Below are 20,990 nucleotides of genomic sequence, written 5' to 3' on the forward strand. Positions count from 1 at the left end.
CCGTTGGGCGGGCGCTTCGCCGTTGCCGCAAAAACGTTTTTGCATATCGGGTACAACGGGCTTTACGTGAGTAAAGTGCGCGCCGCGTCCACGTGTCGCGTTTTTAAAGGAGGCCCCATGCCAGGTGTTACCCCTGCAGAAGTTCTGTCCAACTTTGGCATTACGCTGGTCGAAGATCCCGCCGAGAACCAGCCCCGCCTGCTGGTTGACCTGCCGGCAGCAGAACTCGTCGAGCACGCCATCCGCCGCAACGAAGGCCGCATGGCCTCCAACGGCGCACTGGTGATCGAGACGGGGGAGCGTACCGGACGCTCGCCCAACGACCGCTTTATCGTCGACACGCCCGACGTGCACGACAAGATCGCCTGGGGCGCGGTCAACCGCCCGCTGTCTGTCGAGAGCTACGAGGCCATCAAGGCCGGCATCGTCGACTATCTCAACGAGCGCGACGTGTTCGTCACTCGCGGTATGGCCGGTGCCGACCGCAACCATACGCGTCGTCTGCTTGTCGCCTGCGAGCGTGCCAGCCAGGCGCTCTTTATTAAGCAGATGCTCGCCCGCCCGCTTGCCCGTGAAATCGCACGCACCGGCGAGCCGGACTTCTGCGTGCTCGCCGCGCCGGGCTACCAGTGCGATCCCGCCATCAAGGGCCTCAACTCCAGCGCCGCCATGGTCATTAACTTCCAGGAGCGCGTGATTCTGGTCGCCGGCACCGGCTACTCCGGCGAGATCAAAAAGTCCATTTTCAGCGTCATGAATTACCTGCTGCCCGTCGAGGACGACGTGCTGCCCATGCATTGCTCGGCCAGTATGGACCCCGTCACGCATGAGACCGCCGTGTTCTTTGGCCTCTCCGGCACCGGCAAGACCACGCTTTCGGCCAACCCCACGCGCCTGCTGATCGGCGACGACGAGCACGGTTGGTCCGACATGGGCATCTTCAACATCGAGGGTGGCTGCTACGCCAAATGCGAGGGCCTGGACGCGTTCCACGAGCCCGAAATCTTCAACGCTGTCCGCTTTGGCGCGATCTGCGAAAACGTGGTGCTCGACGAGAACCGCAAGCCCAGCTACGACGACATCTCGATCACGCACAATACGCGCGTGGCCTACCCCGTCGAGCATATCCCCAACGCGTGGACCAAGGGCATGGGCACCACTCCGAGCGTCGTACTGTTTTTGACCTGCGATGCCTTTGGCGTGTTGCCGCCCATCTCGCGTCTAACGGCCGATGCCGCCATGTATCACTTTGTGACGGGCTTTACGGCCAAGATCCCCGGCACCGAGGTCGGCGTCACCGAGCCTACGCCCACGTTCTCTTCGCTGTTCGGCGAGCCGTTTATGCCACTCGACCCCATGGTTTACGCCAAGATGCTCGGCGAGCGCATTGCCGACGGCCGCACGCGTGTGTACCTGGTCAACACCGGCTGGATCGGCGGCGGCTACGGCGTGGGTCATCGCATCGAGCTTGCCTACACGCGCGCCCTGGTGGCCCGCGCCCTCGACGGCACCATCGAGGACAGCGAGTTCGTGCACGACGACATCTTTAATGTCGACATTCCCACTACGTGCCACGGTGTGCCCGACGGCATCCTGGTGCCGCGCCAGTACTGGCAGAGCACCGCGCGCTTCGACGAGGCCGCGCGCAACCTGGCGGTGATGTTCGAGGAGAACTTCGAGAAGAAGTACTCGCACCTGCCCGAGTCCGTCAAAGCCGCAGGCCCGCACGTTCAAGTACACGCCGACGCCCGTCATCGCGGCCGCGGGCTGCTGGGACTTCGCCACTAGCTTCGCCGTGAGTCCATATCCACCACAAAGGGGACAGGCACCTTTGTGGTGGTTTTGCTCGCGTGGATGACTCGGGTTACAATGCGCCTGACATATCGTCCCCTTCTCCGGATGGGGACAGCGCAAGCGTTCTTGTGACGGCACCGTAGGACTTTGAAGGTGGCCGTTGTAAGGGCGCTTTTTGTTTAGGCGCCCTCACTCGGGCGCGCACGATGAAGGGAGCACGTATGAAAGGCTTTATTGCCGAGGATTCATTCTGGGAGCTGTTTCCGCAGGCAGCGGTCGGTGTTGTGGTCGTGGAGGGCATGAAGCCCACGGCTCAGATTCCTCAAGAGGACGTGGATGCGATTGCGGCGTTGCTCGACCGCGCCAATATCGATGTGGAGCGTCATCTGACCAGCGACACTATCAGCGAGAACGCACCGGTCAAGGCATGGCGCGAGGCCTATCGTCTGTTCAAGACCAAGAAAGGCGCCCGCTGCTCGATCGAGAACTTGCTCAAGCGCGTGCTTAAGGACAAGCCTGTGGGCCACATTACGCCCGCGGTGGACATCTACAACACGGTGTCGCTGACCTACGCGCTGCCCGTGGGAGGCGAGGATCTGCATGCGATCGAGGGAGACCTTCGCTTGAAGGTGACCGACGGTGGCGATGCGTTCTTGCCTCTTGGCGAGGAAGCGGATGACCCGACGCTGCCCGGCGAGCTCGCCTACATCGATGATGCGGGCGCCGTGTGCCGCTGCTGGAACTGGCGCGACGGCGTTCGAACGGCCCTGTCCGACGATTCGGCCGACGCGTTCCTGGCGATTGAGTGCGTGGAGCCCGAGCGAATGGAGGACTGCCAGGCCGCCATCGACCGTCTTGCCGATTTGCTCGAGCGCTATCTGGGAGCGACGGTTGTCGTTAAGACGCTTGTGACCCGCGACAATCCCTGTGTGGAGCTGTAGCGGCGCCTAGAACCTATTGATGCCCAAAATCACCACAAAGGCGCCTGTCCTTTGTGGTGATTTTTATGTTGATGGGTCAACAAATGAGGCACGCAGGGCCGGCGGTCGCTGGATACGGCTAAGATGTTTACCCGTTAGCATTATGCAAGCGAAAGGCGGTCGTCTCCCATGCAGCAGAACGACGAGACACGTTTCGAGGACTTTGTCGGACTGATCAGCGGGCTCTACAAGGAGATCCAGCGCATTAAGACATCCGAGGGCGCAAGGCTGGGCCTCAAGGGCTCCGACGTTATGTGCCTGTACTATCTTGAGCGCAGCAAGGACGGCCTGACTGGTGCTGACCTGGCTCGCATGGCAGGCGTGACCCGTGCCGCCGTTTCGCGCACGCTCGCGCATCTGGAGGAGGGCGGTTACGTTGAGGTCGATGATTCGGGCGATGCCGCCGTTAAGTATCGTGCTCCGGTGCGCCTGACCGCTCTAGGCGGCGAGAGCATGAGCGAGGCGGACCGCATCATTCGCGAGGTGCTCGATACCACCGGTAAGGCTATGGGTGTGGAGCAGCGCGAGCAGATGTATGCGTCGCTGCGCACGATTCTCAACACCTTGCGCGAGATCTAGAGCCGCGCTGGAGCTAGCTTTCAGCCAAGAACTGCATCGTCCCGTTTGAGCGCGTACGCCGTGCCGGGACATTGCTGTCAAAATTCCCTGCGCGAGACCTGCGCAAGAAAGGATTCGCTATGTCCGTCCGCATTATTACCGATTCCGCCAGCGATATGTCGCCGGCGGAGCACCCCGCTCTGCGTGTTCTGCCGCTGTCCGTCACCTTTGGCACCGATGTGTATATGGATGGCGTCGACATCGATCACCAGCGCTTTTACGAGATGCTTGTGGAGCGCGACGAGCTGCCCAAGACCGGCCAGGTCAACCCGTACGCGTTTTCGCAGGCGATTGCCGAAGCACGTGAGGCCGGCGACGAGGCAGTGATTATTACCGTGGGCGCTAAGCTATCAGGCACCAATCAGAGTGCCCGTACCGCACTTGCCGAGGCGCCAGGTGGCGACGTGTTCGTGGTAGACAGCAACAACGTCACCCTGGGCGAGCGCGTCCTGGTCGAGTATGCGCTGCGCTTGGTGGACGAGGGCCGCAGTGCATCTCAGATCGCGGCGGCTGTCGAGGCCGTGCGCGACCGTGTGGTGGTTATCGGCCTGCTCGAGACGCTGGAGTACCTGGTGCGCGGCGGTCGTCTGTCTGCTGCGGCCGGCGCCGTGGGCACGCTGCTCAACGTGAAGCCCGTGGTGGCTGTCGAGGACGGTCTGATCGTGCAGCTGGGCAAGGCGCGCGGTTCCAAGAACGGCCGCAACCTGCTGAACCAAAAGGTCGAAAAGGCGGGCGGCATCGACTTTTCCATGCCGCTGGCGCTCGGCTATACGGGCCTTTCGGATGCGGTGCTCAAGAAGTATATCGAGGACAGCGCGGCACTGTGGGCTGGTCACACCGAGGGCGAACTGCCCGTTCACACCATCGGCGCCACCATCGGAACCCACGTTGGCCCCGGCGCCGTGGCAGTAGCCTTCTTCCAGCCCGCCAACTAACCGACCTGCCATAAACCATCACAAAGGTGCCTGTCCCCTTTGTGATGGTTTATGCTTTTCCGGGTGGAAGGGAGCGAGCAATGGCGTCTGAGGGCTTTTTTGATCGGGTGTACGGGGTGGTCGAGCAGATCCCCGAGGGGATGGTCGCCACGTATGGTCAGGTGGCACTGCTTGCCGGTCGTCCACGAAGTGCGCGGTACGTGGGGTATGCCCTTCATAGTAATCCGCGCCCTGGCCAAATTCCCTGTCATCGCGTGGTGTTTGCCGACGGCCGTATCTGTGAGGGCTTTGCCTTTGGCGGCCCCGATGCTCAGCGCGAGCTCTTAATGGGGGAGGGCGTGACGTTTGCCGATCCCATGCATGTTGATCTGGCCGCCTGTCGTTGGCCTGCTGGACTCTAACAGCTCTGCCGTGGTCAAAGCCACCACAAAGGTGCCTGTCCCCTTTGTGGTGGCTTTCCGTTGCAGGTTTACCTGGGCTAACTTATGGAGAAGGTATGTTGGGGTAGTTTGACGCTAGAAAGTAAGCCACGGTGAACTATATTGGTTTCAGCAACGGAGCAGGCAATAGGCGATGAAAAAGCCTGCCCTGTTGAGTTTGATTCGCATCCCTCCCCTCTGTGCGATTCAACGGTGTACTTCGGGAACAGGCCCGCTGGCAGCTAACTGCCGGCGGGCCTGTTCCTGTTTGTCGGGAGAGTGTGATGGATGGAGCTGAAGCGGTCCGGCTCCAAAAAAGGCGGACGCCGTAGCGCCCGCCCTAAAGCAATCGAAAGCTCAAGCCAGCAAATCGGTCTAGTACACCATGCCCATGGCGTCCTGAACCTCGGCCAGGGTCTGCTCGGCGATCTCATTGGCGCGACGGTTGCCCTCATGCAGGACGTCCTTCACATAGTCCAGATCGTTCTCGTAGCGCTGGCGACGCTCGCGGATAGGTGCGAAGTACTCGTTGACGGCCTCGGTCACGTACTTCTTGAGCTGGCCGGAGCCGCCCATGCCAATCTCCTCGGCAATCTCGACTTCGGAACGGCCGGTGCAGATGGCGGCTGTTGAAAGCAGGCCAGACACGCCGGGGCGGTTCTCGGGATCGAACGTGATCATGCGCTCGGAGTCGGTCTGGCTCTTCTTGATGCGTTTGGCCGTTTCCTCGGCGGTCATCGAGATGTTGATGGCGTTGCCGTAGCTCTTGCTCATCTTGCGACCGTCCAGGCCCGGCAGCAGCGGGGTCTCGGACAGCAGCGCGTCGACCTCGGGGAACACCTTGCCGTAGCGGTTGTTAAAGCGGCGGGCGATGGTGCGGGTGAGCTCGATGTGCGGCAGCTGGTCGCGGCCGACGGGCACGACGTTGCCCTTGCAGAACAGGATGTCGCAGGCCTGATGCACCGGGTAGGTGAGCAGAAGGCCGGTGAGCTCGTGGCCCGAGGCCTCCATCTCGGCCTTGACGGTGGGGTTGCGCGCCAGCTCGGCCTCGGAGACCAGCGACAGGAACGGCAGCATGAGCTGGTTGGCGGCGGGCACGGCGGAGTGCGCGTAGATCATGGTCTTGTCGGGATCGATGCCGCAGGCAAGGTAGTCCATGACCATGTTGTACACGTTGTCCTGGATGTGCTCGGTCGTGTCGCGGTCAGTGATGACCTGGTAGTCGGCGATGAGCACGTTGGTCTTGGCGCCCATGTTCTGCAGCTCAACACGGCCCTTGAGGGTACCGAAGTAGTGGCCCAGGTGCAGACGGCCGGTGGGGCGGTCGCCGGTGAGCATGGTGAACTTCTCGGGCGTTTTGGTCAGGCCCTCGCGAATGGCGTTGCTCTTTTGCAGCGCGACTTCGTAGCTGTTCTCGTTTGGCATGATTGCTCCTAACGTATGTTCATGGGTCAAGATGATAACGCGTTTATTGGAGGGGCGGTGCGTAAGTAGGCGAGGGCGGGAGAGGGACGCGCGTGGTGCGGCTTGTGCGATGGGCGCGGCGCGGCCGCGCTTGGCCAACGGTGCCTTGGCACATCCTCGGCAGCTTGCCCTAGAGCTTGTGGTGGCGCTCTTCTTTGCGCTCCTCGGCTGCCTGCTCCTCCTGCTTAAAGGCGGGGTCGTCGGGGGTGACGAGCTCGTCCTCGTGCGTGCGCTTGTTGTAATGGTGGCGTAGCACGGGTTCAAACAGGTGCAGGTGCTTGGCGAAGGCCGCCGAGCCAATGGCGAGCACGGTAAAGATGAGCACACGCATGGGCACTTCGACCTGGTTAATCGCGGCGGCGCCGGCCGAAAGCATGATGCACCAGGCATAGATGAGCAGCACGGCCTGTTTTTGGTTGTAGCCTTCTTGGATTAGGCGGTGGTGGATGTGGCCCTTGTCGGCCTGCCCAATGCTAATGTGGGCGCGCCTGCGGCGCACGATGGCGCTAAACGTGTCGATGATGGGCACGCCGGCAACGATGAGCGGGATGATAAGCGAGGTGAGCACGGCGGTGCGGCTCACGTTGAGCAGCGAGATGGAGCCCAGTGCAAAGCCCAGAAGCAGCGACCCCGAGTCGCCCAAGAAGATGCTTGCGGGGTTGAAGTTGTAGCGCAAAAAGGCCAGGCAGGCGCCAAAGAGCGCAATGGAGAGCGCGGCGGCGTCGATGCGGCCCGAGAGAACGGCCATCGAAAACATGGTGAACGAGGCGATGCCGCAGATGCCCGTGGCCAAGCCGTCGAGGCCGTCGATGAGGTTAATGATGTTGGTGAATGCCACCAGATAGATTACGGTGATGGGGTAGGCGAGCCACCCGAGCATGATTTCGCCGGGGGCAAACGGGTTGACGATGACGCCGATCCGCAGGCCGCCGATACAGGCGATGAGCGCGGCGAGGACCTGCCCGGCCAGCTTTTGCTTGGGCTTGAGTTGGAAGACGTCATCGATAGCGCCGGTCGCAAAGATGACGGTAAAGGAGAGCGCCAGCATGGGATAGCTAATGTGAAGGCGCGGGTGCGGCACCAGGACGGGTGGCCAGCCTAGGTGCCAGGTGCCTAGGATTTGCACAATGCAGGCAACGACCAGGCCCAAAAACACCGCCGTTCCGCCCAAACGCGGGATGGGCTTTGTGTTGATGCGGCGCTTAGAAGGATAGTCGACGGCATCGAGCTTAATTGCCAAGCGCTTGACCAGGGGCACCGCGAGGAAGGTCGTGATAAAGGCCGCCGCTGCCACGCATAGGTACGGTATGTAGCTCGGGGATGAAGCCATGAATCTAAAAACCGCCAAGCGTCGAAGGAAAAGGTCAGAAGAACGCCATGCGCAAAGGGCATAGCCGAACCATAATACTCGACCAAGGGGGGTGCATGTAATTGCACGCAGCGATAATCACGCGCTTACCAGATATTGGGATGTTGTCGATGGCTTGTCGGGATGCCGACGGGGATCCATATGAACCGTGATGGTGATTTTCGGCAAAAGAAAACCACCCCCCACGTTACGAAAATGAACCCACCTAAAACAGGTGGGTGCCCTCATCGACTGTTCCAGCGTCCTTAACAACGAAGGATACCTGTACTAGGTACGACTGTGTGGGCTCCCTAAATAAACGCGACGGTTCACCCAGTTGCTCCGCGGGGGGCGGAATACCTACATCATAAAGCGGCACTTTATCGATTCCAGTCTTGACATTACAAAAATCGTGTCGGACGATTACGGCGCCTTGGGGCTCGAGCCGTCTACGCGGCCTGGCCCTTTACGTTTGAGCTGCTGAATCGTTGTTTTGGAGCATGTTTTTATGCCGACGTCGTTGACCGAACTTTTTTCGCCCGCCTGCCATTTGTGTCCCCGCCGTTGCGGTGCGGCGCGCGATGAGGGCGTGCGCGGCGTATGCGGTGCTAACGACACGCTCAGGGTGGCCCGCGCGGCGCTTCATATGTGGGAGGAGCCGCCTATCTCGGGCGAGGCCGGTTCGGGCACGATCTTCTTTAGCGGCTGCTCGCTTAAATGTATCTACTGCCAGAACCACGAGATCTCGACCGGCAATTATGGCCTTGAGATTTCGCCTGAGCGTCTGGTCGAGATTATGCTGGAACTGCAGGACCAGGGAGCCAACAACATCAACCTGGTGACTGCGACGCATTATGCTCACCTGCTGCCGGCCGCGATTGCCGCAGCGAGGGAGCGCGGGCTGGACATCCCGATCGTTTACAACACGAGCGGCTATGAGCGGGCGAGTGCCGTAGCTGCCCTGGGTGACCTGGTCGATGTGTGGCTCACCGACTTTAAATATGCCGATGCCGGGCTTGCGCAGTCGCTTTCTCATATTAAGGATTACCCGCGCGTGGCCGTGTCGGGCCTGGCACAGATGGCGTGCGAGATCGAGCGCCGCGGGGGAGAGCTGGTGGACGAGGACGGGCTCATGAAGCGCGGTATCATCGTGCGCCACCTGGTGCTGCCGGGGCATGCGGACGATTCGTGCCGCGTGCTGGACCTGGTGTGGCAGACGGTGGGCGACGTGCCGATTTCGGTTATGAACCAGTACACGCCCAATGCACTCATGCGCGAGCAGGGCGGCGAGTTGGCCCGTGCCGTAACGCGCGAGGAGTACGAGCAGGTGCTCGACCATGCCGACGACCTGGGCTTTACGACGATGTTTTGGCAAGAGGGCGGCGCGGTAGACGAGAGCTTTACCCCGGCGTTTGACACCACCGGTGTTCTTACCAGCGCAAAGTAGCTCTGCTGAGTAGTCTTTTTGGGACGGGGCTTTTTTAGCCCCAGCAGAGAGCGCACACGTTTTGGCCGATTAACGGCAGGGGCAGCTAAAAAGCCCCGTCCCAAAAAGACTACTCTCGGCAGGGGTCGAGCCGGCATCTGAAAGTAGCTAAAATAGCCCCGCCCCAAAAAGACTGGTTATTGGGCGTTGACAGTTGGCGAGCCGTAGGTAAAATATCGACTTGTCCTGGGGACGTAGCTCAGTTGGGAGAGCGCTGCCGTCGCATGGCAGAGGCCGAGGGTTCGACTCCCTTCGTCTCCACCCTTGGATTTGATAAGCCGCTGACATTGTGTCGGCGGCTTTTTTTAAAAGAAAGGGCTGTACCATGGCCGAGCTTGAGTCCCAACCATTGTCCGACGAGGAGCGCGCTGAGTTGGAAGAGCTCCGCGCTGAGAAGGCACGCCGCGAGGCTCGGGAAGAGGCCCGTCGCGAGCGTGAGGAGCTGGCTGCCCTGCGTGCCGAGCGTGCGAAGGCCGAGGAGGTCGCCGCGAACGCCGCACCCGCACCGGCGCCCGCGCCCAAGCCCGCTGCCGCGAAGCCTGCACCTGCCGCGCCCAAACCTCAGCCTAAAAAGGCCGCTCGTTCCAAGTCCGTCGAGCCCAAGCCGAGCCGTGACGAGATGACCTTTGCCCAGCGCATGGTTACCTCCAAGGAGCCTACGGGCGAGAACGAGATCCCTGGCATGGCGCCGGCTCAAAAAATCATCATTGTCCTTGCCCTCATCGCGTTTGTCATCTTTATGGGCTACACGATCCTGACCAGCATGGGCCTGCTCTAACCGATTTACATCGGGCGTCATGTCCGAACACTCTGCCCTTGTCCAACCCTCAACCTCTGCACAACGCATCCGAAAGGTCGCCCCATGGCTTTGACCGATATCTCTCATCCCACCGACATCGCAATGCTTACCGATCTGTACGAGCTCACTATGGCCCAGGGCCTGTGGGAGAGCGGCAAGGCCAATGAGCAGGGTTGTTTTACCGCGTTTTACCGCGACCATCCCTTTGGTAGCGCCTATGCCGTCATGTGCGGTACCGCCGAGCTGCCCGAGCTGGTCGAGAACCTGCGCTTTACGCCCGAGGACATCGACTACCTCGCCTCGCTCCAGGCCCCGGCCGGCGGCGCGATGTTCAAGCCTGAATTCCTCGACTACCTGCGCGATTTTCGTGCGCATGTAAACATCGACGCCGTCCCCGAGGGCGAGCTCGTCTTTCCGCGTGAGCCCATGGTGCGCGTTACCGGCCCCGCGCTGGAGTGCCAGCTGCTCGAGACGGCGCTGCTCAACATCGTCGGCTTCCAGACGCTTGTCGCCACCAAGACGGCGCGCGTGGTGCTGGCGGCGGACGGCCGTCCCGTGGCCGAGTTTGGCCTGCGCCGCGCCCAGGGTCCCGATGGCGGCCTGGCCGTCGCGCGCGCGAGCTACGTTGCCGGCTGTTCCTCTACGTCCAATGTGCTCGCCGGCCGCCGCTACGGTATTCCCGTCTTTGGCACGCATGCGCACAGCTGGGTGATGAGCTTCGATTCCGAGCTCGAGGCCTTCCGTGCCTTTGCCAAGTCGAGCCCCAAGAACTGTACGCTGCTCATCGACACCTACGATGTGCGCGAGGGCTGCGAGCATGCCATTACGGTTGCCAAGGAGATGGAGGCGGTGGGCGAGCGCCTGTCGGCTATTCGCATCGACTCGGGCGACCTCGCCAAGCTCTCCAAATATGTGCGTGGCCGTTTTGATGCCGAGGGCCTGCCCTATGTAGGGATCTCGGTTTCCAACGATCTGGACGAGTACACGATTCAGTCGCTGCTCGATCAGGGTGCGCCCATCGATAGCTTTGGTGTGGGTACCAAGCTCGCGACCTGCTACGACCAGCCGGCGCTTGGCGGTGTGTATAAGCTTTCCGCCCGCCGTGCGAGCGAGACGGATCCGTGGACGCCGGTGGTTAAGCTCTCCGAGCAGCCCTACAAGCGCACGATCCCGGGTGTGCAGCGCGTGCGCCGTTATTACGACGGCTTTGGCGGCCCGATCTGCGACATGATCTATGACGAGGATCATCTGTCTGGGGAGGGCGCCGCGCGCGGTAATACCCTCGTGGCCGTGAACGATGCTGCGCTGGTGACCGATGTGTCCGAGCTCGAGTATCGCGAGCTGCTGGCGCCGATCGTGCGCGATGGCAGCGCCGTTGCCCCGCGCGAGAGCATTGAGGACGCACGCGAGCGTTGCACCTGGGCACTGGACCATCTGGATCCGGTCTACAAGCGCTTCCTGTACCCGCAGACTTATGTGGTGGGCATGGAGCAGGGCTTGGCACAGGTGCGCGACGAGCTTGTGCGCAAGAACATGGCCGCGGCTTCTGCCTTTCCCTGGGCTCACTAATTCCTTGGGCGGTAGGGGCGAGTCACGCTTCCTTGGCCGCCAGCTCGGCCGTTCGCTGAACAGTTGATTGGTTTGACGTATGACGACTTCTTATAAAACGATGGTGGTAAAGATCGGTTCGTCCACGGTGGTGGGCGCCGACGGCAAGGTCAACCGCGCCTTTATCGGCGGGCTTGCCGACCAGGCCGCAGCGCTGCGCGAGCTTGGCTGGCGCCTGATCGTGGTGAGCTCGGGCGCCATTGCCTGCGGCTATCCCGTGCTGGGCTTCGACCGTAAGCCGGTCGGCGACCTGCCGAGCCTGCAGGCCTGCGCCTCGGCCGGTCAGTGCATCATCTCGTCGGCCTACGACGAGGAGTTCCATGCGCGCGACCTGCTCACCTCGCTCGTGTTGCTCACGCGTCACGACACGGCGCGCCGCACGTCCTACCTGCACGCGCGCGACGCCCTGCTTCGCCTGGTGGAGCTCGGCGTGGTGCCGGTCGTCAACGAGAACGATACCGTCACCGTCGATGAGATCAAGTTTGGCGACAACGACACGCTGGCGGCGCTTGTGAGCTGCCTGGTTTCTGCCGATCTGTGCGTGACGCTCTCGGACATCGATGGCCTCTACACCGCCAATCCGCATGAGGATCCGACGGCCGAGTTTATCCCGGTCGTGCATAAGATCGATGCCAAGATTATCGCCTCGGCGGGCGATTCTTCCACATCGGTGGGTACGGGCGGCATGATCACCAAGATTCGCGCGAGCCGCATTCTCATGACGGCGGGCATTCAAAGCGTGATTTGCTCGGGCGAGGAGCCCGATGCGCTCGTGCGTCTGGCCCGCGGCGAGAGCGTGGGTACGCTGTTCGATCCGCCGGCGGAGCGCCTGGACATTGCGCCGCGCAAGTTGTGGATTGCACTGGGCGACAAGGCGCACGGCTCGGTGACGGTCGATGACGGCGCCGCGAAGGCGCTGGTCAGCCGCGGATCGTCGCTGCTCGCGGTGGGTATTCGCGAGGTCGATGGCCAGTTTGCCGAGGGCGATGTGCTCGACGTGTGCGACCCGAGCGGCATGGTTGTCGCCCGTGGTATCGCCGAGGCCGATTCGGACGTGCTGGAGCTTGCCGCCGGCCGCCGCCAGGACCAGATTGCCAGCAACCGCCTGCTCGCAGACCTGGCCGAGAAGCCCGCGATCCATAGGGACAACTTGATAGTGTTTGCATAAAGAGAGGCAGCGCTGCGGCTCGTTTTGCCAGCAGTGCTGCCTCTCCTTTTCCGGCACTTGGGGACGTTCCTTATGTGCCGGCACTTTGGGACACTCCTTTGCTAGAAGATCTGGCGCAGGTCTCCGCGGTTGAGGGCTTCGTCGAAGAGGTGCTTGAACACCACGCTGCCGTGCAAGCCGTCGTGCTCGAACTCGTTGGTCACCCAGGCATGCGAGTTGCCCACGCGGCTGAGCGTATCGAGCTGCATGCCCGAGTCCACGTACATGTCATCGAAGTACACCGCGGCCTGCAGGGGCACCTCGTTGCACGCCAGGCGCTGCGGGTCATAGATCTTGTCCCAGCTGGTGTCTTCCATCAGCAGGTCCATGGCGGGCTTGAAGGGCTTGAGCTCGGGCATCTGCTCGAACATCCACGGGAACATGGCCTCGCCGGTAAACATGAGCGGGCGCGCGAGGGTGTCGAACTCGGCGTGGTGTGCCTTCTCTTCAGCTGCGGCCCAGCCAATGGGCATAGTGTCACCGTCGGCGTATATGAACTCCTGCAGCGTCCAGTACAGCGGATTCGTGCGCGTGTTGGTGCGCTCGAAGGCGCGCATCAAAAAGCTGTCGGATACCGAGGAGCCGCAGCTCAGCGTACCGTCGCCTGTAACAAACGCGTGATCGATAATCCAATGCATGCTCTCAAAGCTCGGCTTCATGCCAAAGTCGCTGCCCATGAGTTGTAGGCGCTCGACCGTCATTGGCGAGCCGTCGGGCAGCACGGGCTTCTGAGCCTCGAGCGCATCGGCCAGGGCTGCCACGCGCTCGACATCGGCGGGGTAACGGTCGTAATACTGCTGCGTCTTGGCGGCCATGCGCGGGAAGGTGTGCGCGTAGACCTCGCTGGCGCTCGCCGGCACGTGCGGAATGCCGCCGCAGGTAAAGCTTGCCGCCACGCCCTCGGGGAAGAGCGACAGATAGCTCAACGTCAAAAAGCCGCCGTAGCTCTGCCCCAGTGTGACCCAGGGCTTGCCGCCAAAGCCCACCAGGCGCAGGTACTCAAAATCGCGCACGATGGAGCTGGCGAGGTGACGCTTGAGGAAGTCCGCCTGCGAGCGGGCCGCATCGGAGCCTGCCGCCTCGGCGCGCTCGCCCAGTGCGGCAATCGTGCGCCCGTCTACACAGCTACTGCGTCCGGTGCCGCGCTGGTCGGGCAGCACGACGCGGAAATGCTTGACGGCCTCTTCGATCCAGCCATCGCTTGTGGGCGACAGCGGACGCGGGCTCTCGCCACCGGGGCCACCCTGCAAAAAGAGAAGGAGCGGCAGGTCGTCGTTGATGCGGTCGGGTGCGCAAACCACGCGGTAGAAGAGCTTGATGCTCTCGGGCGCACCGGCGATGGGTGTCGGTATAGCGCCGCGGCGCATGGTGCTGCCGACGGCCAGGAGCATCGGCTCCAGGCCGCGCCAGTCGAGGGGGACGTCGATGCTGTGGTCCTCGACATACAGGCCGGGGACGTGGTACGAAGTGATGAGGGCCATGTGAGTCTTCCGTTCGTTGCGGTGTTTCGGGTTGACCAATTCTACCGCCGCGGGCGAGGCCATGCGCAAATCGGCTACCATGGTTGCAAACTTCTAGGAGAAAGGGCCGCCCATGTCGGTCGATATAGCCACGTATGTCCACGATCTTGCCGTTGCCGCCAAGGCAGCGTCGGCCTCGCTTGCCACGGCGAGCGATGAACAGCGCCAGGAGGCCGTGCGCGCCATGGCCGCGGCGCTGCGCGACGGCGTCGACTCCATCGTCGCCGCCAACGAGCTCGATATGTCCGCTGCGCGCGATGCGGGTACCTCGGCCGGACTGCTCGATCGTCTGCTGCTGACGCCCGAGCGCGTCGAGGGCATGGCCGCCGGCCTGGAAAAGCTCGCCGAGCTGCCCGATCCCGTGGGCCGCGTGCTCGACCACCGCGTGCTTGCAAGCGGCGTGGACCTGACCCGTGTGAGTGTGCCGCTGGGCCTGGTCGCCATGGTTTACGAGGCGCGTCCCAACGTGACGGCCGACGCCGCGGGCATCTGCATCCGTACCGGCAACGCCTGCATTCTGCGCGGCGGCTCGCTGGCCTATCACTCGTGTGCCATGATTTCTGAGCTGCTGGCCGATGCGCTCGAGGCCAAGGGCTTCCCGCGCGAGGCCGTGTCGATGATCGAGTCCACCGACCGCGAGGCCACTGGCGAGCTCATGAAGCTCCGCGGTGTTGTCGACGTACTCATTCCGCGCGGCGGTGCAGGCCTGATCCAGCGCTGCGTGCGCGAGTCGCTCGTTCCGGTGATCGAGACGGGCACGGGTAACTGCCACATCTACGTGCATGAATCCGCCGACTTCGATAAAGCGCTCAATATTATCGTCAACGCTAAGACGCAGCGCGTGGGCGTGTGCAATGCCGCCGAGTCGCTGCTGGTCGACCGTGCCGTGGCCGATGCGTTTTTGCCTGCGGTCGTGGCCGTGCTGCATGACCACGGCGTGCTCATTCACGGCGACGAGGCCACGTGCGCCGCATGCGCCGACACCGGGCTTGCCGAGGGCGATGACTACGTTGCCGCGACTGAGGAGGACTGGGGTCGCGAGTATCTGGCGCTCGAGATGAGCGTGAAGGTCGTGGCGAACGAGGACGAGGCCATCGCGCACATCAACCGCTACGGCACGATGCACTCCGAGGCCATCGTTGCAGAGGACACGGATGCTTGCGAGCGCTTCCTGGACGAGGTCGATGCCTCGGCCGTGTATGCCAACGCCAGCACGCGCTTTACCGACGGCGGCGAGTTTGGCCTGGGCGCCGAGATTGGCATCTCGACCCAAAAGCTCCACGCCCGCGGCCCCTTTGCCGCCGAGGCCCTCACCACCTACAAATACAAGCTCCGCGGCACCGGCCAGGTCCGCCCCTAAACCTACCAAAAAGGGACAGGTTTATTTTGGCAGGTTTTATCTGCGGTTTTGCCGGGCGACACGTTCGCCCGGCTTTTTTCTCCGCATAACTTTTTTGCCTTTCGGCTTGAGCCGCGGCGATATACGATAGTGACACCGTGTCCTAACATCGACTCACCTGGAGGTATTGCCATGTCCCAGACGCTCACCGCCGGAATCACCCGCGACCGCGCATTCGAACTGCTCAACGAGCACAACAAGGACCCGTTTCACATTACCCATGGCGAGACGGTTGAGGGCACCATGCGCTACTTTGCGCGCGAGTTCGACCCCGAGAACGAGGAGTTTTGGGGCATCGTCGGCCTGCTGCACGACTTGGATTGGGAGGAGCATGAGGACGACCCCATGAACCACACCATCTATACTGCCGAGATTCTTAAGGGTGAAGGTGCGTCTCCCGAGCTCATTCGCGCCATCCAGACGCACACGTCGGACTTCAACACCTCGCTGCCCAAACCCGAGCTGCAGATGGAAAAGATCCTGTTTGCCTGCGATGAGCTCACCGGCCTGATCGGCGCCGCCGTCATCATGCGCCCGAGCAAGAGCGTTATGGACTTTACGACCAAGTCGCTCAAGAAGAAGTTCAAGGACAAGCGCTTTGCCGCCGGCTGCTCGCGCGACGTGATTTCGCAGGGCGCCCTGATGCTCGGCTGGGAGCTCCCCGAGCTCTTTGACCGCACCATCGCGGCCATGCAGTCCTTCGCGCCCGACCGCGACACCTTCCAGGCCTAACCTGCCAAAAAGGGACAGGTTTATTTTGGTAGGTTTTATCTGGGAAAACGCTTCCGTTGGATGTTATTCAGCGGAAGCGTTTTCTGTTTGACATGGTGAAGCTGGCGAATGGCGGCGCCTCGCGGCAGACAGCTGCGCTTCGCCGTATCCGTAACTCGGCAAACGCGACGCTACGACGCGTTCTTGATAATCCATGTTCCCAGTCCGGTCAGCAGCTGAACCTGCTTAATCGTTAGCCCTTGTTTTCGAAGCGCGAGAATCGCCTCATTGCGAAGTGGCTTGGAGGCGGATTTGAGTTCCGTCGGAGCACATCCTGCGACACTCTGCACGATTGCCGTGCCAAATTCGCATAGATCTTCCTCGCGAACCTTGGCTGTTGCGCTGGGGCGATAGGGAAGCGACGGCGTACTTTCCATGAGCCGAAGGTATGAGCGAGGTGTTGGGAATATAACACCGACAACGCTGCCGGTAACATGCGGCCGTGACCTGGCACTCATGAGATACTCGCGATGGCTGCTCCAGGGATATTCGTCGTATGCTGCCAGTCCCGCTTTTTGTGGATTCAAATGAATGTATCGAATTGCCTCGAGTAAATATACTTCTGACTTAATGGGCGAATCCCAAAACCGCTCCTGAAACACGTGGCCGATATGCCCCGTCCGCGCATTGTACCTGCCCGCATACGATACGGCTATCGCATGCATCGCGTCGCTCTTGCGGTCGTCCGGATCGTCGATGAGCAGATGAATGTGGTTTCCCATAAGGCACCAAGCGATAAGCTCGATATTGTGTTTGGGGAGGATCGCATCGAGGATCTGAAGCATGGCGATTCGGTCCTCGGCATCGTCAAACAGCAATTGCCCTCCGTTTCCACGCAACGTGATGTGGAAATAACCGGTTGGTGACTTTGAACGAGGTTTTCTCGGCATGGCCCCTCCTTTAGCTTGGATGGGCTGAAGATACCTCATTCGGGGGCTTCGGTTGTCGAGATTCAGTTCACCGACTATAGCTGCTACCTGCCGAAATATAATTGCGTTTTCAAATTGATGCTTTTTAATGGTAATTGAGTAAGACGGGCGCGCTTGTTGTGGATGCGGGCGTTGGTTACGTCGATCTGGACGGCCCTCGCGTGATGTCATCGCAAATGGGCTTCACGCATTTTTGCGGCGATAGAAAAATGGTCGGGCGCTCTTAAACAAAACGGAGCACCCGACCATTTACTGATTGTTTGTTGATGTTTGGCCAGATAGAACCTGCCAAAATAAACCTGTCCCTTTTTGGCAGGTTAGTTGAGGGCGGCTTGGGCTAGGCGGGCTTCGGCGGCCTCCTCGGTGACGCCCAATGCCACGGCGAACTCCTCGATGGAGCGGCGCTTGGCTTCCTTGAGTACACGCATATAGTAAGAGCTGGGCTTTTTATCGGCTTCCTCGGCCTGGCGAATGCGGTGCATCATGGTCTTTGCCACGCGGACCGTCTCGGGCGCGCCCAGCTTGAGCTGCTGCTTAAAGTGTGTCTCTTCAAGCGAGCTGTTGCGCTCGGTAAAGGTGTCGCACTCCAGCTCGTCATAGTGGCTCAGCAGATGCTCGGCATCTTGCTGAGAGATGGCGGCATGCAGACGGTCGGCCTGCGCCACGGGGTACATAAGGATCGTCTGCGCATGCCCCTGCTTGGCCTCGAGCAACAACATGGGCTGCGGCGTGTCGTCCCTAAAACCGACGACGGTGCAGACTCCCTGACCCGGATGAATGACGTGTTGACCGATTGAGAACATGCTACCTCCAACTTATACGAATTTACGTATGTCTAGAATAACACGCTGACGTGCGCAAATCCTCGCTTTATGCAGGAAAAGCACACAACTCTGATAGGTAAGAGTATTCGATAAAAGACACAGCTCATTCACACCTTTATGCATTTTCAACGCGTGCATAATCTGCAGGCAGACCGGCATCTTTGAGTGACTCCATACAAGCTGTAGTCAATTTTGTGCATATGCAATTTCGATTGGCTTTACCCTGCGACAGTGCCCCTCGCTTGTGATAGAGTGCTACAAACTCTGGCTTTTGCCCTACGAGTGACCAAGAGCTCGGGGGCTTTAACACAAGGAGGATCTATGCCCGAGAAGATTGAAGAGCTGGTACGCGCTGCGCTTGCTGCGGCCCAGGAGGCCGGCGACCTTTCCGCATTTGAACTTGACGATTGCGCTATCGAGCGACCGGCTGACACTTCTCATGGCGAGTGGACCTCTACCATGGCCCTGAAGTCCGCCAAGCTGGCCCACTGCGCCCCGCGCAAGATCGCCGAGGCCATCGTTGCCCATATGCCCGAGGATCCCGCGATCGAGAAGGTTGAGATCGCAGGCCCCGGTTTCATCAACTTCTACCTCTCCGTTGCCGTCAAGAATGCCATCTTTGGCGAGGCTCGCGAGAAGGGCATGGACTTCGCTAAGTCCAACGTCGGTGGTGGCCTGAAGACCCAGGTTGAGTTCGTTTCCGCCAACCCCGTCGGCCCCATGCACATCGGCCACGGCCGCTGGGCCGCTCTGGGCGACTCCCTTTGCCGCGTCATGGACCACGCCGGTTACGACATCCAGCGTGAGTTCTACATCAATGACCACGGCTCTCAGATGAACACCTTCGGCAACTCCATCAGCACGCGCTATATGCAGCTTGCCGACATCATCGCCAAGCAGGGCGTTGATATCGACGAGGCTCACAAGCTGCTGATCGCCGACCGTGACGCCTTTGTTGCCGACGAGAACGACGAGCACCCCGAGACCCATCCGTATCAGGACAACTTTGCCGAGACCTTGGGCAAGGACTCTTACGGCGGCGACTACATCATCGACGAGGCCGCCGAGTTCTGGCGCACCGACGGCGACAAGTGGGTCGACGCCGATCCGCAGGAGCGTATGGAGAGCTTCCGTGAGCGCGGCTACGTGAAGATGGTCGACAACATGCGCGACCTCTGCCACGCCGTCAACTGCGACTTCGATCGTTGGTACTCCGAGCGCTCGCTGTATGTGAAGGACACCGAGGGCGAGACCGCCGGCACCTCCGCCGTCGACCGCGCTTTTGAGAAGCTCGACAAGATGGGCTACCTCTACACCAAGGACGGCGCCCTGTGGTTCCGCTCCACCGATCTGGGCGACGACAAGGACCGCGTCCTGATCAAGTCCGACGGCGAGTACACCTACTTCGCCTCCGACGTCGCCTATCACTGGGATAAGTTCCAGCGCGTCGATCACGTCATCGACATCTGGGGCGCCGACCACCACGGTTACATCGAGCGCGTCCGCTGCGTCTGCGACGCTCTGGGTTACCCCGGCAAGTTCGAGGTTCTACTGGGCCAGCTCGTCAACCTGCTGCGTAACGGCAAGCCCGTCCGTATGTCCAAGCGCAAGGGCACCATGGTGACCCTGCAGGAGCTCGTCGACGAGGTCGGCTCCGATGCCGCTCGCTACACGCTCATCTCCAAGAGCTCCAACCAGATGGTCGACTTCGACATTGAGGCCGTTAAGAAGCGCGACAACTCCAACCCGGTCTATTACGTGCAGTATGCTCACGCCCGCGTGTGCTCCATCCTGCGCCGTGCCGCCGACGTTACCGCCGAGCAGGCCGCCGAGATGGGCATGAAGGCCGTCGCCGCCAAGGCCATCGGTGAGAACGTCGATTACTCGCTGCTGACCGACCCGACCGAGCTCGCCCTGTCGCGTAAGCTCAACGAGCTCACCGACCTGATTGCCAGCTGCGCTCGCGATCGCGCCCCGTTCCGCCTGACGCACTTTGCCGAGGAGCTCGCCGGCGACTTCCACAGCTTCTACGCCGCCTGCCAGGTTCTGCCGAGCGAGGGCCGTCCCGTCGACCCCGAGCTCTCGCGCGCCCGTCTGGCCGCCTGCGACGCCGTCCGCGTGACGCTCGCCCTGGTGCTTACCCTCGTTGGCGTTTCCGCGCCCGAGCAGATGTAATCTGCGGGTCATTTGACCGTGTAGGTTCGGCTTTGCTGAACCCTATAAGCCCGATCTCCATGCGGAGGTCGGGCTTTTTTCGTTTGGCGGGGCTTTTAGGCGTGTTGGAAAATGCTACCAAATCGCAACTATACCGGTTTACGGGGCTGAATCGCTGCCTGGCGACCATAGCGACAGCAGTGAAAATAAAACCGCAGCTAGACGGTTTATTGTTTCTTGAAAATGCAGGGTATGGTTGCTTGCAGCATTCTGGCCCCGTAATCCGGCGTAGTTTTGAAAATTGTCCCTTGGGGACGGAGGAAAATGGATCATTTTTGTCTCGCGGAGGGGTGGCGGGATACCGTCCGCCGCGAATCGTGCTCATCTCCTACGTTTGGACGCATATCCCGAACCATGCCGAAAAGTACGATATTAAAACCGCAGGTAGCAGACTCGTTGTTTATGAAAAAACAAGGGTATGGTCAGGGGCTCGGGTGCAAACGTAGTAGATGGGCGCGATTCGTGGCGCGGCTATTCCGGGTGCCACGGCTTCACTCCTCTGGCGCGACATTTCAAGGCGCTTTTGAGGAGGAGTGTCCCTGATGACTGGGCGTTTAAGAACGTCCAATGACTAAGTTGCAGGTGGTTGCGGTTGTGTTACACTAACGCTGCGTATATGACGCAATCATCTCGATACAGATCAATGATATCCGTCGTTTTGAACGGAACTAGACT

General features: G+C 61.0%; 17 protein-coding genes and 1 tRNA gene. 13 read left to right on the top strand and 5 right to left on the bottom strand.

Annotation, left to right across the window (positions count from 1 at the left end; all coding sequences use genetic code 11):
• Window positions 1-117: 117 nt before the first annotated feature.
• The 5 genes from pckA to DW037_RS01630 all read left to right on the top strand — a co-directional run bounded on the left by pckA (window position 118) and on the right by DW037_RS01630 (window position 4,728).
• A complete protein-coding gene (gene pckA / locus DW037_RS01610) occupies window positions 118-1,788 on the top strand; it encodes a phosphoenolpyruvate carboxykinase (ATP) (protein WP_118372671.1) in 1,671 nt (556 codons plus the stop codon).
• A 227-nt stretch (window positions 1,789-2,015) separates the two neighbouring features.
• Window positions 2,016-2,735 (top strand): B3/4 domain-containing protein, encoded by a 720-nt coding sequence (locus tag DW037_RS01615; RefSeq protein ID WP_117716816.1) that lies wholly within the window; start codon window positions 2,016-2,018, stop codon window positions 2,733-2,735.
• Window positions 2,736-2,903: 168 nt separating this feature from the next.
• Complete coding sequence (locus DW037_RS01620; protein WP_022093866.1) at window positions 2,904-3,353, top strand: MarR family winged helix-turn-helix transcriptional regulator; 450 nt, start codon at window positions 2,904-2,906, stop codon at window positions 3,351-3,353.
• A gap of 119 nt (window positions 3,354-3,472) precedes the next feature.
• Window positions 3,473-4,327, top strand: a complete 855-nt coding sequence (locus DW037_RS01625; protein WP_117716817.1) for a DegV family protein — start codon at window positions 3,473-3,475, stop codon at window positions 4,325-4,327.
• Window positions 4,328-4,407: 80 nt separating this feature from the next.
• Window positions 4,408-4,728 carry an MGMT family protein gene (locus DW037_RS01630; protein WP_117716818.1) on the top strand — a complete coding sequence of 107 codons (321 nt, stop codon included), beginning with the start codon at window positions 4,408-4,410 and terminating at the stop codon, window positions 4,726-4,728.
• A gap of 393 nt (window positions 4,729-5,121) precedes the next feature.
• On the opposite strand, the gene trpS is transcribed toward DW037_RS01630, so the two are convergent.
• Together trpS and DW037_RS01640 are read right to left on the bottom strand one after the other, a co-directional pair.
• Window positions 5,122-6,171 carry a tryptophan--tRNA ligase gene (gene trpS / locus DW037_RS01635; protein WP_117716819.1) on the bottom strand — a complete coding sequence of 350 codons (1,050 nt, stop codon included), beginning with the start codon at window positions 6,169-6,171 and terminating at the stop codon, window positions 5,122-5,124.
• Window positions 6,172-6,340: 169 nt separating this feature from the next.
• On the bottom strand, window positions 6,341-7,540 hold the full coding sequence (locus DW037_RS01640) for an MraY family glycosyltransferase (protein WP_118372672.1): 1,200 nt from the start codon (window positions 7,538-7,540) through the stop codon (window positions 6,341-6,343).
• 526 nt (window positions 7,541-8,066) lie between these two features.
• On the opposite strand from DW037_RS01640, the gene DW037_RS01645 reads away from it, so the two are divergent.
• The 5 genes from DW037_RS01645 (at window position 8,067) to proB (ending at window position 12,619) form a co-directional block, all read left to right on the top strand.
• Complete coding sequence (locus DW037_RS01645; RefSeq protein ID WP_118372673.1) at window positions 8,067-9,005, top strand: radical SAM protein; 939 nt, start codon at window positions 8,067-8,069, stop codon at window positions 9,003-9,005.
• A gap of 227 nt (window positions 9,006-9,232) precedes the next feature.
• Window positions 9,233-9,305 (top strand) — tRNA-Ala (locus DW037_RS01650).
• Window positions 9,306-9,369: 64 nt separating this feature from the next.
• Complete coding sequence (locus DW037_RS01655; protein WP_117716822.1) at window positions 9,370-9,822, top strand: hypothetical protein; 453 nt, start codon at window positions 9,370-9,372, stop codon at window positions 9,820-9,822.
• A gap of 84 nt (window positions 9,823-9,906) precedes the next feature.
• Window positions 9,907-11,412 (top strand): nicotinate phosphoribosyltransferase, encoded by a 1,506-nt coding sequence (locus DW037_RS01660; RefSeq protein WP_117655692.1) that lies wholly within the window; start codon window positions 9,907-9,909, stop codon window positions 11,410-11,412.
• Between the two features lie 79 nt (window positions 11,413-11,491).
• Entirely contained in the window at window positions 11,492-12,619 is a 1,128-nt protein-coding gene (gene proB, locus DW037_RS01665) for a glutamate 5-kinase (protein WP_089572036.1), read from the top strand.
• A gap of 101 nt (window positions 12,620-12,720) precedes the next feature.
• Here proB and DW037_RS01670 read toward each other — a convergent pair whose 3' ends face one another.
• Window positions 12,721-14,139 (bottom strand): alpha/beta fold hydrolase, encoded by a 1,419-nt coding sequence (locus DW037_RS01670; protein ID WP_117716823.1) that lies wholly within the window; start codon window positions 14,137-14,139, stop codon window positions 12,721-12,723.
• A 112-nt stretch (window positions 14,140-14,251) separates the two neighbouring features.
• On the opposite strand from DW037_RS01670, the gene DW037_RS01675 reads away from it, so the two are divergent.
• The gene (locus DW037_RS01675; protein WP_117655690.1) at window positions 14,252-15,538 is read left to right on the top strand and encodes a glutamate-5-semialdehyde dehydrogenase; all 1,287 of its coding nucleotides are present in this window, start codon (window positions 14,252-14,254) and stop codon (window positions 15,536-15,538) included.
• 171 nt (window positions 15,539-15,709) lie between these two features.
• Window positions 15,710-16,309, top strand: coding sequence for an HD domain-containing protein (locus DW037_RS01680; protein WP_117583747.1), 600 nt, complete (start codon window positions 15,710-15,712; stop codon window positions 16,307-16,309).
• 170 nt (window positions 16,310-16,479) lie between these two features.
• On the opposite strand, the gene DW037_RS01685 is transcribed toward DW037_RS01680, so the two are convergent.
• Together DW037_RS01685 and DW037_RS01690 are read right to left on the bottom strand one after the other, a co-directional pair.
• On the bottom strand, window positions 16,480-17,238 hold the full coding sequence (locus DW037_RS01685; RefSeq protein ID WP_158552035.1) for a transposase: 759 nt from the start codon (window positions 17,236-17,238) through the stop codon (window positions 16,480-16,482).
• Between the two features lie 356 nt (window positions 17,239-17,594).
• Entirely contained in the window at window positions 17,595-18,080 is a 486-nt protein-coding gene (locus DW037_RS01690) for a CarD family transcriptional regulator (protein WP_089572030.1), read from the bottom strand.
• A gap of 342 nt (window positions 18,081-18,422) precedes the next feature.
• On the opposite strand from DW037_RS01690, the gene argS reads away from it, so the two are divergent.
• Window positions 18,423-20,276 carry an arginine--tRNA ligase gene (gene argS, locus DW037_RS01695; protein ID WP_117716824.1) on the top strand — a complete coding sequence of 618 codons (1,854 nt, stop codon included), beginning with the start codon at window positions 18,423-18,425 and terminating at the stop codon, window positions 20,274-20,276.
• The last annotated feature ends 714 nt before the right edge of the window (window positions 20,277-20,990 follow it).

The organism is Collinsella sp. AF39-11AT (assembly GCF_003474585.1).
Lineage (GTDB): Bacteria > Actinomycetota > Coriobacteriia > Coriobacteriales > Coriobacteriaceae > Collinsella.